The following is a 15,086-nucleotide window of genomic DNA, read 5'->3' on the forward strand; positions in this document are numbered from 1 at the left end:
GTGTCGGCTGAGCAAACGCTCAGCCGGTCGCCGATTGTTCCAGACGGACCACGACGGACTTGCTGGCCGGGGTGTTGCTGGTGTCCGCGGTGGCGTCCAGCGGTACCAGGACGTTGGTCTCCGGGTAGTACGCCGCCGCGCAGCCCCGCGCCGTCGGGTAGGACACCACCCGGAAGCCGGGCGCCCGCCGCTCCACCCCGTCCCGCCACTCGCTCACCAGGTCCACGTAGGAGCCGTCGGCGAGGCCGAGCGTGCGGACGTCCTCGGGGTTGACCAGGACGACCCGGCGGCCGTTGGTGATGCCCCGGTAACGGTCGTCGAGCCCGTAGACGGTGGTGTTGTACTGGTCGTGCGAGCGCAGCGTCTGCAGCAGGAGCCGGCCGACGGGCAGCTCGGGGAACTCCACCGGGGCGGCCGTGAAGTTGGCCTTGCCGGTGGCCGTGGGGAAGCGGCGCTCGTCGCGCGGGGCGTGCGGCAGCGCGAAGCCGCCGGGGCGGGCGACGCGCGCGTTGAAGTCCTCGAAACCGGGGATCACGCGCGCGATGCGGTCCCGGATCGTCGCGTAGTCCTTCTCGAACTCCTCCCACGGCACCCGGCTGTCCTCGCCCAGCACCCGGCGCGCCAGCCGGCACACGATGGCCGGCTCGGACAGCAGCCGCGCGCTCGCGGGCGCCAGCCGCCCGCGGGAGGCGTGCACCATGCCCATGGAGTCCTCGACGGTCACGAACTGCTCGCCGCCGGCCTGCACGTCGCGCTCGGTACGGCCGAGCGTCGGCAGGATCAGGGCACGCGCGCCCGTGACGACGTGCGAGCGGTTGAGTTTCGTCGACACGTGCACCGTCAGCCGGGCCCGCCGCATCGCCGCCTCGGTGACCTCCGTGTCGGGGGAGGCGGACACGAAGTTGCCGCCCATGGCGAAGAAGACCTTCGCCTCGCCGTCCCGCAGTGCCCGGATGGCCCGTACGACGTCGAAGCCGTGCTCGCGCGGCGGCGCGAAGCCGAACTCCCGCTCCAGGGCGTCCAGGAAGGCCGGGGCCGGGCGCTCGAAGATGCCCATGGTGCGGTCGCCCTGCACGTTCGAATGGCCGCGCACCGGGCAGACGCCCGCGCCCGGACGGCCGATGTTGCCGCGCAGCAGCAGGAAGTTGACCACCTCGCGGATGGTCGGCACGGAGTGCTTGTGCTGGGTGAGGCCCATCGCCCAGCACACGATGACGCGCTCCGAGGCCAGCACCATGCGCAGGGCCTCCTCGATCTCCGCGCGCGTGAGCCCGGTCGCGGCGAGCGTCGTGTCCCAGTCGGCGTCGCGGGCGGTCGCGGCGAACTCCTCGTAGCCGTGGGTGTGCTCGGCGACGAAACGCTCGTCGACCGCGCCCTCGGTCTCGACGATCAGCTTGTTGAGGAGACGGAACAGGGCCTGGTCGCCGCCGAGGCGGATCTGGAGGAAGAGGTCGGTCAGGGCGGCGCCCTTGAGCATGCCCTGCGCGGTCTGCGGGTTCTTGAAGCGCTCCAGGCCGGCCTCGGGCAGCGGGTTCACGCTCATGATCCGCGCGCCGCCCGCCTTGGCCTTCTCCAGGGCGGTGAGCATGCGCGGATGGTTGGTGCCCGGGTTCTGACCGGCGACGATGATCAGGTCGGCCTGGTACAGGTCATCGAGCAGGACGCTGCCCTTGCCGATGCCGATCGTCTCCACGAGGGCCGAACCGGACGACTCGTGGCACATGTTGGAGCAGTCGGGAAGGTTGTTGGTGCCCCACTCGCGCGCGAACAGCTGGTAGAGGAACGCGGCCTCGTTGCTCGTGCGCCCCGAGGTGTAGAACACGGCCTCGTCGGGGGAGGCCAGGGCGGCCATCTCCTCGGCGACGATGTCGAAGGCGCGCTCCCAGGAGACCGGCTCGTAGTGCTCGCCGCCCTCGGGCAGGTACATCGGGTGCGTGAGCCGGCCCTGCTGGCCCAGCCAGTAGCCGCTCCGGTCCGCCAGGTCGGCGACCGGGTGCGCGGCGAAGAACTCCGGGGTGACCCGGCGCAGGGTGGCCTCCTCGGCGACCGCCTTCGCGCCGTTCTCGCAGAACTCCGCCGCGTGCCGGTGGTCCGGTTCCGGCCAGGCGCAGCCCGGACAGTCGAAACCGTCCTTCTGGTTGACGCGCAGCAGGGTCAGCGCGGTCCGCCTCACACCCATCTGCTGCTGGGCGATCCGCAGGGTGTGACCGATGGCCGGCAGTCCCGCCGCCGCGTGCTGCGGCTCGGCGACCTGCGGCGCGTCCTGGACCGGGTCGGCCTTGGGCGGCTTCGTTGCCATCGCGGCGCTCCTTCACTGACACGGGTGACCACTCCCACCGATCCTTGCACGCGACACCGACGGGGCGGAGGTACGGGCGGACGGGGTGCGGAGGCAATGGCCGCGGGGCAGGAGGGCCGCGGGGCCGCGGGGGCAGGGGGACAGGGGGAGGGGGCCGTGGCCGTGCCCCGGGCCGCCGCGGGCACACGTGGGCCGGAGTGTCAGTGGGGCGTGGCAGGATCGGGGCGTGGCAGAAACAGCATCGAAGAAGACCGAGAACACCTCCGGCGCCGGCCGGCCCCGCCTGATGCTCATGGACGGGCACTCGCTGGCCTACCGCGCGTTCTTCGCGCTGCCCGCGGAGAACTTCACCACCGCGACCGGCCAGCCGACGAACGCGATCTACGGCTTCGCGTCGATGCTGGCGAACACCCTGCGTGACGAGGCGCCCACGCACTTCGCGGTGGCCTTCGACGTCTCCCGCAAGACCTGGCGCTCCGAGGAGTTCACCGAGTACAAGGCCAACCGTTCCAAGACCCCGGACGAGTTCAAGGGCCAGGTCGAGCTGATCGGCGAGCTGCTCGACGCGATGCACGTCTCACGGTTCGCGGTGGACGGCTTCGAGGCCGACGACGTGATCGCCACGCTGGTCACCCGGGCCGAGGCCGAGGGCTTCGAGGTGCTGATCGTCACGGGCGACCGCGACTCCTTCCAGCTCGTCAGCGAGCACACCACGGTGCTGTACCCCACGAAGGGCGTCTCCGAGCTGACCCGCTTCACCCCGGAGAAGGTCGTCGAGAAGTACGGGCTGACGCCCGCCCAGTACCCCGACTTCGCGGCCCTGCGCGGCGACCCGTCCGACAACCTCCCGGGCATCCCGGGCGTCGGCGAGAAGACCGCCGCGAAGTGGATCAACCAGTTCGGTTCGTTCGCGGAGCTGGTCGAGCGGGTCGACGAGGTCAAGGGCAAGGCCGGGCAGAACCTCCGCGACCACCTGGAGGCCGTCAAGCTCAACCGCCGCCTGACGGAGATGGTCCGCACCGTCGAGCTGCCCGGCACCGTCCTCGACCTCGAGCGCGCCCCGTACGACCGTACGGCCGTCGCGATGATCCTGGACACCCTGGAGATCCGGAACCCGTCGCTGCGCGAGCGGCTGCTCGCCGTCGACCCGGGCGCACAGGAAACCGGGGCGAGCCCGGCCGTGGCCCCCGGCGTGGCACTGGACGGCACGGTGCTGGGCACGGGCGAGCTGACCGCCTGGCTCACCGAGCACGGCGTCGGACCCCTCGGCGTGGCCACCGTCGACACCTGGGGTCTGGGCACCGGGGCGGTCGCGGAGGTCGCGCTCGCCGCGGCCGGCGGACCCGCCGCCTGGTTCGACCCGGCCGAGCTGGACGAGACCGACGAGAACACCTGGGCCGCCTGGCTCGCGGCCGAGGACCACCCCAAGGTCCTGCACAACGCCAAGGGCGCCATGCGCGTCCTCGCCGAGCACGGCTGGAGCGTCGCCGGCGTCTCCATGGACACCGCCCTGGCCGCCTACCTGGTCAAGCCGGGCCGCCGCTCCTTCGACCTGGAGGCGCTGTCGCTGGAGTACCTGGGCCGGGAGCTGGCCCCGCCCGCCGCGGCCGACGGCCAGCTCGCCTTCGGCGCGGAGGACGGTGCCGAGGCCGAGGCGCTGATGGTGCAGGCCCGCGCGATCCTCGACCTCGGCGAGGCCTTCCGCGGCCGGCTGGAGGAGGTCGGCGCGGCCGACCTCCTCCAGGACATGGAGCTGCCCACCTCCGCCCTCCTCGCCCGCCTGGAGCGGCACGGCATCGCCGCCGACCGGGCGCACCTGGAGGCCATGGAGCAGATGTTCGCGGGGGCCGTCCAGCAGGCGGTGAAGGAGGCGCACGCCGCCGCCGGGCACGAGTTCAACCTCGGTTCGCCCAAACAGCTCCAGGAGGTCCTCTTCGGAGAGCTGGGGCTGCCGAAGACGAAGAAGACCAAGACCGGTTACACGACGGACGCCGACGCCTTGGCCTGGCTCGCCGCCCAGACGGACAACGAACTCCCGGTGATCATGCTCCGCCACCGTGAGCAGGCCAAGCTCCGCGTCACCGTCGAGGGCCTGATCAAGACGATCGCCGCCGACGGCCGCATCCACACCACCTTCAACCAGACGGTCGCCGCGACCGGCCGGCTGTCGTCCACGGACCCCAACCTCCAGAACATCCCGGTCCGCACGGACGAGGGCCGGGCGATCCGGCGCGGGTTCGTCGTCGGCGAGGGCTTCGAGTCCCTGATGACGGCCGACTACAGCCAGATCGAACTGCGGGTGATGGCCCACCTCTCCGAGGACGAGGGCCTCATCGAGGCGTTCACCTCCGGCGAGGACCTGCACACCACGGCCGCCTCCCAGGTCTTCGGCGTCGAGCGGGACGCCGTGGACGCCGAGATGCGCCGCAAGATCAAGGCGATGTCGTACGGCCTGGCGTACGGCCTGTCGGCGTTCGGGCTGTCCCAGCAGCTGAACATCGACGCGGGGGAGGCCCGCGCCCTGATGGACGCCTACTTCGAGCGGTTCGGCGGCGTGCGGGACTACCTGCGCCGGGCGGTCGAGGAGGCACGGGCGACGGGCTACACGGCGACGCTCTTCGGGCGCCGCCGCTACCTCCCCGACCTCAACAGCGACAACCGCCAGCGCCGTGAGGCGGCCGAGCGCATGGCCCTCAACGCACCGATCCAGGGCACGGCGGCGGACATCGTCAAGATCGCCATGCTGAAGGTGGACGCGGCCCTGCGCGGGGCGGAGCTGAAGTCCCGCATGCTCCTCCAGGTCCACGACGAAATCGTCCTGGAGATCGCCCCCGGCGAGCGGCCGGCCGTGGAGGAACTGGTCCGCCGGGAAATGGCCGGCGCGGTCCACCTCAGGGCCCCCCTGGACGTCTCGGTGGGCGCGGGCCCCGACTGGGAGTCGGCAGCCCACTAGGGCGTGTTTCGAAAGTCCCTCCCCCAGAGGGGGGTGCCCCCAGCCCGGCGGCGTCTGGCACGCGCGCTCGCCGCGTTGTCGGGATCGCCCCGGTACAACCAGTATCGGGGCGACCCTCCGCCTTGCGATCGCACGCGCCAGACGCCGCCGGGCCTGCCCTTCGGGCAGTCGACGCCACTTTCGAAACACGCCCCAGGACCGGCACCGACGGGCGGGGACCTCACCCGCAACGGCGGGGTCCCTGCCCTGTCCCGCCCGCTCCCCGGCGCTCGCACCGGCCCCGTGCGGGTCCCGCGCGCTCACCGCTCACCTCCCCGGCTCCCGCGCCCTCCCCGTTCGCCACCGGCCCGCCTGTCCGCCCGCGGCTCCCCTGTGCCTCCTCACCCCCCTCGCGTCCCCCGAAGGGCCCTCACCCGCGTGGCCCCCGAGAAGGGGCCCTTGGGGGCGGAGGGCCGCCAGGATGCGGCCATGGGTATACGCATGCTTCACCGCCGGAAGGCCTCCGCACGCGTTCACGCCACGGCCACCGCCGGGAAAAGGCGAGTCGGCCCCGACGCGACGCCCCCGGGGCGACCGCTTCCCGCCCTCGCGCCCGGCGCCGCGACGCCCCGCGTCCCCGGGACCCCCCTCAAGACGCTGCGCGAGGCGGCCGTACGCCTCCGGCGCCGGGCCCTCGCCCTGCTCGTCCGTCCGGACGGCACCTGGCGTCTCGGGACCGAGACGGCCCGCGGCTACCTGGCCCTCGGCCTCGCCGCCCTGCGCCGGCTCCCCAGGCCGCGCGCGGGGCGCCGTATCACGGTCTTCGTCGTGAGCGCGGCACCCGGCGCCGACCGTTTTGGCGAGCGCTGAACCAGGCCGGCGGGCGGTCCCCGCCGCTCACCCGACGCCCACCTCGTCCCTCTCCCGCGAAGGACGCCCCGTTCCGCGCCGCGACCGCACCCCCACGGCGTACAGCACCACCCCCAGCAGCAGCCCCGCCCCCGCCCCGAAGCACAGGGTCGGGATCAGCTCGTAGGGCTTGCTGTCCGGTCCCCACCGGTCCCACCAGCGGAGCGCCCGGCGGGCCGCCGCGGTCAGGGCGCAGCCGCCGATCACGGCCGCCGCCCACCAGCGGTCGCGCGCCGACAGCACCGGCACCCCGAGCGGCTCGGCCGCCGGGGTCCGGCGCAGCGCGCGCAGGACGAACGCGGCGATCACGACCGCCGCGACGGCCGAACCGCCGTACTGCAGGTACCAGTACAACGGCGAGCCCGCGACCGTCTCGCCGAGGATCGGGAAGACCCGCATGCCCCACCGGTCGAGGTGGGTGAAGGCGTCCCAGACGACGTGCGTCAGCGCGCCGAGGACCGCGGACGCGTACCACCACGCCACCGTCGACGGCCGGACGCGCGCGCGTGGCGACCCGCAGCGCGTCAGGACGGCGGTACGGCCCTGCCGCGCCCGTGGCAACAGCGCCACGAGCGGCTCGCGCACCAGCAGCCACAACCCCACCAGCACCCAGGCCAGCAGCACGTCGACGGTGAGGACGCCGGGGAAGGAGTGCGTGACATCCCCGAACTCCATCGCCCCGGACAGGACACTGGCCGCGTAATAGGTCATGTCGGGAGCGAACGACCCCGCGACGAGGACGGCGGGCACCAGGCGCCCGCGGCCGGTGCCGTCGGCGCGCACGGCGGGCAGCACGGCCGCCGCGTGACTCAGCGTGAACGGCAACGAGGCTCCCCGGCGCGGAAGTTGCCGGACCCACCGGCCCGGACATCGACGACCCGACCAGTATGCGGGACGCCTCCCGCGCCCCACGGCGCATGGCCGGGCGATGAACACCGGGTTCGAACGGGTGCCGGTCGCAGAGAAGTTGTCGTAGGGTCGCCTGGGCCGCCGCCGTGCGAATGGCGGTCGGACAACCGAACAGATCAGCGCAAACCGCCCGCGACCGCAACCTTCGCGGCCGGTGGCTCGTCCCCTGAGGGGCGAGTGGGGCAAGGCGTCCCACGGGACGGGCGAGACGGATGAAGACGGGCGCTCGAGTGTCCACGGGAGGGGTTCACTTCATGTCGGCGCATTTCGGCAGCAGGCTGCGCAAGGGTGCGGTCAACACCACCGTGGCCGCGTTGGCGGTCGCGGCTCTGGCCGCCTCCCAGGCACCCGACGTCACGGCCGGTGACGCGGGCGGACGGACCGCCGCGAACACCCCGTCCGCCGACGGCGGCTCCACCGCCGGCACCGGCGAGAGCGCCACCGGCAACTCGCCGTACTACACGGACCTGCCGCCGCTCAAGAGCCCCGCCCCGGCGCCCAGCCAGAGCACCGGCACCACCCCGGTCGGCACCGGCGGCACGGAGGCCGGCATCCCCGCGACCGTCCTGGACGCCTACAAGAAGGCCGCGTCGGCCCTCGCCGAGTCCCAGCCCGGCTGCAACATGCCCTGGGAACTCCTCGCCGCCATCGGCAAGGTGGAGTCCGGCCACGCCCGCGGCGGCAACGTCGACGCCGACGGCACCACCCGCTCGGCCATCCTCGGCCCGGTGCTCGACGGCAACGGCTTCGCCAACATCAGCGACACCGACAACGGCGCCTTCGACAGCGACACCACGCACGACCGCGCCGTCGGCCCGATGCAGTTCATCCCCTCCACCTGGGCGTGGGCCGGCCGCGACGGCAGCGGCGACGGCCGCAAGGACCCCAACAACATCTACGACGCCGCGCTCGCCGCCGGTCACTACCTGTGCCGCTACAGCTGGGACATGTCCACCGCCGCCGGCCTGCGCAGCGCGATCCTGAGCTACAACAACTCGACGGACTACTACAACACCGTCGTGTCGTGGCTGGAGTACTACCGCAAGGGCACGCACGAGGTCCCGGACGGCACCGGCACCCTGCCGGACAACCGCAGCGACGAGAACAGCGGCGGCGGCACGACCACCTCGCCGTCCCCGTCCCCCACGCCGCCCAGGACGACCCCGCCCGCCACCAAGCCCCCGGTGACCCCGCCTCCCGCCACCAAGCCCCCGGTGACCCCGCCGCCGGCCACCACGCCCCCCGGGACGACGACACCGACCGACACGGTGCACCACCTGGAGGACGCGGGCACGGAGCCGCTCACCGCGATGGCGGGCGACGCGTTCGGCGACCGGATCAGCACCCGCGCCGAGACCAAGGCCGGCACGGCCGTCGCCAAGGTCCGGGTCCGCTTCACGATCGTCGGCGACACCGACGCCACCTTCACGGGGGGCGAGAGCGTCGCCACGGTCATCACCGACAGCCGGGGCACCGCCACGGCGCCCGCTCTCCGGGCGGGGGAGGAGACCGGCACCTTCACGGTCCGCGCCATCGTCGTGGGCCGCACGGTCGCGGCCGTGAGCTACTCGGCCACGGTCACCGCGCGGACCGCCGACACCCTGGTCCGCACCGGCTCGACCGCCCTGACCTGCGTCGCGGGCGGCGAGTTCGCCGACCGGGTCGAGGTGAAGGCCACCCGCAAGGGCGCCGCGGCGGACAAGGTCGCGGCCACCGCCACGCTCGTGAAGGCGGCCGACGGCCCGACCGCGAACGACAAGGGCCCCTACTTCAAGGACGCCGCCGGCGACCCCGTCCGCACCCTGACGGACCTCCGCACGGACGCGAACGGCCTGCTGACGCTCCCGAAGCTGTACGCGGACGACGCCGCCGGCACCTACCTGCTGCGCGTCACCACCGAGGGCGGCGCCACCCTCACGGTCGAACTGACCGTCACGCCGGCACCGTCGTCCACGCCGACCCCGTCGGACACCCCCTCGGAAACCCCGTCGGGCACCCCCTCCGAGAGCACCTCCCCGAGCCCCTCCGGATCGACGACGACCGGCTGAGGGCCCGCCCCGCACCACCGACGGCGTCCCGCTCCGGGCGAGCGGGACGCCGCCGTCCTGCACGACCTGTGCTCATCCCCCGCCCCTCGCCACGGTGTCCGATCTGACGTACCGTCAACTCCGGTGCGCCCGGCGCCACCCGCCGGCGCACCACCGTCCGCAGGCTCCGGGTCGCACCCGTACACGGCGCACCCGTCCACGACGAGGAGACCCAGCGGGAGGGACCGTGCGGCCGCACCCTCCGCGACGGCCGCGACCGGGGACGGCGTTCGCCGGCCACGTGAAGATGCGCGAGGACCACATCGAGCACACCGTCGGCCCGGTCGCCGCCGACCGCACCCCGGCCCCGCTGATGACGTCCCGCCGACCCGGAGCCGGTCCCCGCGGCCGACGCCGAACCGGTCACCGCCCGAACCGGTCACCGCCCGAGCCGTGCGTTGGTGTGCCGGGTGGGCTCGGCACCTGCCGGGTCCTCCGGCCACGGATGCCTGGGATACCGGCCCCGCAGCTCCGCCCGCACGCCCCGGTAGCCGTCCTTCCAGAAGGAGGCGAGGTCGGCGGTCACGGCCGCGGGCCGCCCGGCGGGGGAGAGCAGATGCACCAGCAGCGGGACCCCCGCCACGCGCGGTGTCTCCTGGAGTCCGAACATCTCCTGGAGCTTCACCGCCAGCACCGGCTGTGCGGGGTCGGCGTAGTCGATCCGGATTCCCGACCCGCTCGGCACCGTGATCCGCTCCGGTGCCAGCTCGTCCAGCCGTGCCGCCTCCCCGGACGCCCAGGGCAGCAGCCGGGCGAGTGCCGCCCCGGCATCGATCCGCGCCAGATCGCCCCGGCGCCGGGCCCGGCCCAGCTCGGGCTCCAGCCACTCGTCCACGCGCGCGTGCAGCGCCGTGTCGGAGACGTCCGGCCACGGCTCCCCGAGATGCGTCCTGAGGAACGCCAGGCGCTCCCGCAGCCCCCGCGCCTGCGCCGACCACCGCAGCAGCCCCCACCCCTCCTGCCGCAGTCCCTCGAGCAGCGCCGCCCGTACGAGCCCGGCGGCGGCCTCCCGCAGCGGCCGCGCCACCAGCTCCACGGCCCCGAGCCGCTCGACCCGCCGGGCCACGACGTCCCCCTCCGCCCAGTGGACCTCCTCGCGTACGTCGAGCAGGGCGCCCGCCGCGAACCGGGCGACCTCCTCGTCGACGGCCGCCGCGAGCTGCACCCGCGCGTGCCCCTTGCCGACGGGCCGGTCGGCGACGGCGACCGCGATCCACGGCACGCCGCGCAGCCCCGACCCGTCGCGGACCTCGGCCCGCGTCCCGGACACCATCAGGTAGGAGCCGCCGTCCGCCCTGGCGACCCGCTCGGGAAAGGCGAGCGCGGCCACGACACCGACGCCGCCGTCCTCACCGGCCGGCACCGCCGGCCCCCCGGCGGCGCTCACCGGCGCCACGGGCCCTTCCGCAGGGCCGACGGAGGACTGCGTCGCCACGGCGCCCTCTGCCGGGCCGGTCAGCCGCGTTGCCGCGCGCCCCTGCGCCGGGCCGGCGAACTCCGCCGCCACGGCCCGCAGCCGCCGTACCTCGCTCCGCCAGCGCCCCGCGTACGCGTCACCCCCGCGCCGGGCCGCGCGCAGCGCACCCGCGAGATCGTCGCCGTACTCCCGCGGCGCCTCCTCGCTCAGCAGGGCGACCACCTCCGCGGCCCGCTCCGCCCCCACCACGGCGGCCCCGTCGAGCAGCGCCCGCCCCAGCCGAGGGTGCAGCCCCGCCCGCGTCAGCCGTACCCCGCGCTCCGTGGCCCGGCCCGCCGCGTCCACCGCCCCGACCGCCCGCAGGAGCCGGCCCGCCGCCGCCATCGCCCCACCCGGCGGCGGATCCAACAGGGCGAGCCCCGACGCCCCGGGATCACCCCAGCAGGCCGCCTGCAGCGCGAACGCCGTCAGATCGGCCACCTTGATCTCCGGCGCCGGGAAGCGCGGCAGACGGGCGTTCTCCGCCTCCGCCCAGCAGCGGTACACGACGCCCGGTGCCTCACGTCCGGCCCGCCCGGCCCGCTGCCGTCCCGCCGCGACGGACGCCCGCACCGTCGCCAGTGCGCTCAGCCCGCGCGCGTGGTCCACCCGCGGCTCGCGCGCCAGGCCCGAGTCCACCACCACCCGCACGCCCGGCACCGTCAGCGACGACTCGGCGACGGACGTGGCCAGCACGACCCGGCGACGCTCCCCGGGAGCCAGCACCGCGTCCTGCACCGCCGCGGGCGCCCGCCCGTGCACCTGGAGCACGTCCACGCCCTCCAGGTCCGCGAGCCGTCCCGCGACCCGCGCGATCTCGCCGACCCCGGGCAGGAAGCACAGGACGTCCCCCGGATGCTCCGCCAGTGCCCGCCGCACCACCGACGCCACGTGCGCGAGCAGCGCGGGGTCCACCGACAGGCCGTGCGGCGGCCGTACCGGCCGGGCCGGAGGCGCCCACACCACCTCGACGCCGTACGACGAACCGTGGGCCTCGACCACCGGCGCGTCCCCCAGCAGCCGGGACCAGCCCTCCGTGTCGGTCGTCGCCGACGCGGCCACCAGCCCCAGCTCGGGGCGGAGCGTCTCGCGCACGTCCCACAGGAAGGCGGCCGCCGTGTCCGCGTCCAGATGCCGCTCGTGGCACTCGTCCAGCACCACCACGTCGACCCCGGTCAGCTCCTGGTCGCGCTGGAGACGCTGGAGCAGCACCCCGGTGGTGACGACCTCCACGCGCGTGTGCCGCCCGACGACGCGCTCGCCGCGCACGGTGAACCCGACGCTCCCGCCGGTCCGCTCGCCGAGCAGCCACGCCATCCGCCGGGCCGCCGCGCGCACCGCGATCCGCCGCGGCTCCGCCACCACCACCCGCCGGACCGGCCCCCCGCCCACCAGCCCGGCCAGCGCGAGCGGCACCAGCGTCGTCTTCCCGGTGCCGGGCGGCGCCGCCAGCACGGCGCTACCCCGTCCGGCCAGGGCGTCGTGCAGGGCGGGCAGGGCGGCCCGCACGGGCAGCGCGTCCAGGGCGTCGTCACGGATCACGCCACCCAGTGTCGTACGCCCGGGGAGCTGCCCCCGCACGCGCGTGCGGGCCGGACGCGGGGCGCGCGGGTCGGGGCGCGCGGGTCATGGGGCTTTCGTGTGATCGGGCTGGATCAGGGAGCGGGGTCCGGAGCCCCGGCGATCGACGACGACGCGGCGAGGTGCGGTGCCGGGGCCCGGTGCCCGGCCTGATCCGACCGGGAGACTAGTCCCGTTCGCAGACGAAGATCGCCGTGCCCGGGATCAGACCGCCGCGCAGCGGGGACCAGCCGCCCCACTCCGCCGTGTTCCAGGCCGGCCACTCCGGCTCGACCAGGTCCACCAGCCGGAAGCCCCCCGCCACGACGTCACGGACCCGGTCGCCGATCGTCCGGTGGTGCTCGACGTACACCGCCCGGCCCTCGTCGTCCTGCTCGACGTAGGGCGTGCGGTCGAAGTACGACGAGGCGACGGACAGGCCCTCGGGGCCCGGCTCGTCGGGGAAGGCCCAGCGGATCGGATGGGTCACCGAGAAGACGAAGCGCCCGCCCGGCCGCAGCACCCGGCGCACCTCCTTCAGCACCAGCACCGGGTCGGCGACGAAGGGCAGCGCCCCGTACGCGGAGCAGGCCAGGTCGAAGGAGCCGTCCGCGAACGGCAGGACGGCCGCGTCGGCGCACACCAGCGGGAACGCCGCGCCGATCCGCAGAGCGTGCTGGAGCTGGCGGTGGGAGACGTCCAGGGCGACCGGACGGGCTCCCTGGGCGGCCAGCCAGCGCGCGCACTGGGCCGCGCCGGCGCCGATCTCCAGGACCACCTTCCCCTTCAGGTCCTCCGGCGGGCCGAGCAGCTCGGCCTCCACCTCGTCCAGGCCCTCGGGACCCCACACGAAGCGGTCGTCACCGAGGAACGTGCCGTGCTCGATCTGGTACTCGTCCGCGTTGCGGTCCCACCAGCCGCGATTGGCGCGGGCGCTCTCCGCGACACCGGCCTCGCGGCGGGTGGCTTCCGGCTCGAACGCCGGCTCGGACGATACGGGCTCTTGGATGATCGGCTCCCTCGTCGTACTCTTCCGTCCAACCCGACTCGGGAGACGCCTTCACGGTGTCACCAGGAGGGCTTCCTGCGGCCTGCGTGGTCTCGGAAGAGAGGATGTGTGCCGGGATTGCGGTGATCTGCCCCGGGTGTGCGCCTTCGCGCATTGACCCTGCCCGGCTGCCCCCGTATGCTACAAGTTGCGCTGCGGGCCTGCGCACCTCAGACGTAGCAGGTCGTGCTCGCATCTGTATGTATGTCCCCTCGGTTGTCGAGGCGCCATCGCCGTTCCGGTAGGGCGCTTCCTTGGCTGTCCGGCCTTCTGCAGAGCGAAACGGGCTCCCGGCGTAAGCAGTACCTACGACTCTCTGTCCGTACCGGAGCCCTTTCCCACATGACGAGCAGCACCGAGACCACCTCTACCACGCCGCAGGTAGCGGTCAACGACATCGGTAACGAGGAAGCCTTCCTCGCCGCGATCGACGAGACGATCAAGTACTTCAACGACGGCGACATCGTCGACGGCGTCATCGTGAAGGTCGACCGGGACGAGGTCCTGCTCGACATCGGTTACAAGACCGAAGGTGTCATCCCGAGCCGCGAGCTCTCGATCAAGCACGACGTCGACCCGAACGACGTGGTCGCCGTCGGCGACGAGATCGAGGCCCTCGTCCTCCAGAAGGAGGACAAGGAAGGCCGCCTGATCCTCTCGAAGAAGCGCGCCCAGTACGAGCGCGCCTGGGGCACCATCGAGAAGATCAAGGAAGAGGACGGCATCGTCACCGGTACCGTCATCGAGGTCGTCAAGGGTGGTCTCATCCTCGACATCGGCCTCCGTGGCTTCCTGCCGGCTTCCCTCGTCGAGATGCGCCGTGTCCGCGACCTCCAGCCCTACGTGGGCAAGGAGCTCGAGGCCAAGATCATCGAGCTGGACAAGAACCGCAACAACGTGGTCCTGTCCCGCCGCGCCTGGCTGGAGCAGACCCAGTCCGAGGTTCGCCAGACGTTCCTCACCACCCTCCAGAAGGGTCAGGTCCGCTCCGGCGTCGTGTCCTCGATCGTCAACTTCGGTGCCTTCGTGGACCTGGGTGGCGTCGACGGTCTCGTGCACGTCTCCGAGCTCTCCTGGAAGCACATCGACCACCCCTCCGAGGTTGTCGAGGTCGGCCAGGAAGTCACCGTCGAGGTCCTCGACGTGGACATGGACCGCGAGCGTGTCTCCCTGTCGCTGAAGGCGACCCAGGAAGACCCGTGGCAGCAGTTCGCCCGCACCCACCAGATCGGCCAGGTCGTGCCCGGCAAGGTCACGAAGCTGGTTCCGTTCGGTGCGTTCGTCCGCGTGGACGAGGGCATCGAGGGTCTGGTCCACATCTCCGAGCTGGCCGAGCGCCACGTGGAGATCCCGGAGCAGGTCGTCCAGGTCAACGACGAGATCTTCGTCAAGGTCATCGACATCGACCTCGAGCGTCGCCGCATCAGCCTCTCGCTGAAGCAGGCCAACGAGGCCTTCGGTGCCGACCCGGCCTCGGTCGAGTTCGACCCGACGCTCTACGGCATGGCCGCGTCGTACGACGACCAGGGCAACTACATCTACCCCGAGGGCTTCGACCCCGAGACCAACGACTGGCTCGAGGGCTTCGAGTCCCAGCGTGAGGTGTGGGAGAACCAGTACGCCGAGGCCCAGAGCCGCTTCGAGCAGCACCAGCAGCAGGTCATCAAGTCCCGCGAGGCCGACGCCGCCGCTGCCGCCGAGGGTGGCGAGGCCGCCGCTCCGGCCGCGTCCGGTGGTGGCGGTGGCGGTTCGTACTCCTCCGAGGGTGCGGACACCTCCGGTGCCCTCGCTTCGGACGAGGCGCTCGCCGCGCTCCGCGAGAAGCTGGCCGGTGGGCAGAGCTGACGCCCGCTGAGCAGTAGCTCATGACTGAGGGTCCGCACCTT

General features: G+C 73.5%; 8 protein-coding genes. 4 read left to right on the plus strand and 4 right to left on the minus strand.

All coding sequences use genetic code 11. The features are described 5' to 3' along the window. Positions 1 to 19: 19 nt before the first annotated feature. Positions 20 to 2,299, minus strand: coding sequence for an FdhF/YdeP family oxidoreductase (locus ACGFQC_RS04890; RefSeq protein WP_363087302.1), 2,280 nt, complete (start codon positions 2,297 to 2,299; stop codon positions 20 to 22). 226 nt (positions 2,300 to 2,525) lie between these two features. Between ACGFQC_RS04890 and polA the strand changes: the two genes are divergently transcribed. Next, positions 2,526 to 5,252, plus strand: coding sequence for a DNA polymerase I (polA, locus tag ACGFQC_RS04895; protein WP_363087303.1), 2,727 nt, complete (start codon positions 2,526 to 2,528; stop codon positions 5,250 to 5,252). Positions 5,253 to 5,720: 468 nt separating this feature from the next. Continuing rightward, positions 5,721 to 6,101: a hypothetical protein gene (locus ACGFQC_RS04900; protein ID WP_363087304.1), complete on the plus strand. Its 381-nt coding sequence runs from the start codon at positions 5,721 to 5,723 to the stop codon at positions 6,099 to 6,101. Between the two features lie 27 nt (positions 6,102 to 6,128). Here ACGFQC_RS04900 and ACGFQC_RS04905 read toward each other — a convergent pair whose 3' ends face one another. After that, the gene (locus ACGFQC_RS04905) at positions 6,129 to 6,965 is read right to left on the minus strand and encodes a DUF4184 family protein (protein ID WP_363087305.1); all 837 of its coding nucleotides are present in this window, start codon (positions 6,963 to 6,965) and stop codon (positions 6,129 to 6,131) included. Between the two features lie 338 nt (positions 6,966 to 7,303). On the opposite strand from ACGFQC_RS04905, the gene ACGFQC_RS04910 reads away from it, so the two are divergent. Beyond that, positions 7,304 to 9,097 carry a lytic murein transglycosylase gene (locus tag ACGFQC_RS04910; RefSeq protein ID WP_363087306.1) on the plus strand — a complete coding sequence of 598 codons (1,794 nt, stop codon included), beginning with the start codon at positions 7,304 to 7,306 and terminating at the stop codon, positions 9,095 to 9,097. Between the two features lie 418 nt (positions 9,098 to 9,515). Here the strand turns inward: ACGFQC_RS04910 and hrpB are convergent, their stop codons facing one another. Together hrpB and ACGFQC_RS04920 are read right to left on the minus strand one after the other, a co-directional pair. Next, the gene (hrpB, locus tag ACGFQC_RS04915; RefSeq protein WP_363087307.1) at positions 9,516 to 12,134 is read right to left on the minus strand and encodes an ATP-dependent helicase HrpB; all 2,619 of its coding nucleotides are present in this window, start codon (positions 12,132 to 12,134) and stop codon (positions 9,516 to 9,518) included. A gap of 205 nt (positions 12,135 to 12,339) precedes the next feature. Then, a complete protein-coding gene (locus ACGFQC_RS04920) occupies positions 12,340 to 13,164 on the minus strand; it encodes a class I SAM-dependent methyltransferase (RefSeq protein WP_393287828.1) in 825 nt (274 codons plus the stop codon). A 378-nt stretch (positions 13,165 to 13,542) separates the two neighbouring features. Between ACGFQC_RS04920 and rpsA the strand changes: the two genes are divergently transcribed. Continuing rightward, the gene (gene rpsA, locus ACGFQC_RS04925) at positions 13,543 to 15,045 is read left to right on the plus strand and encodes a 30S ribosomal protein S1 (RefSeq protein ID WP_363087309.1); all 1,503 of its coding nucleotides are present in this window, start codon (positions 13,543 to 13,545) and stop codon (positions 15,043 to 15,045) included. The last annotated feature ends 41 nt before the right edge of the window (positions 15,046 to 15,086 follow it).

Source organism: Streptomyces sp. NPDC048734 (assembly GCF_043198675.1).
Taxonomy (GTDB): Bacteria; Actinomycetota; Actinomycetes; order Streptomycetales; family Streptomycetaceae; genus Streptomyces.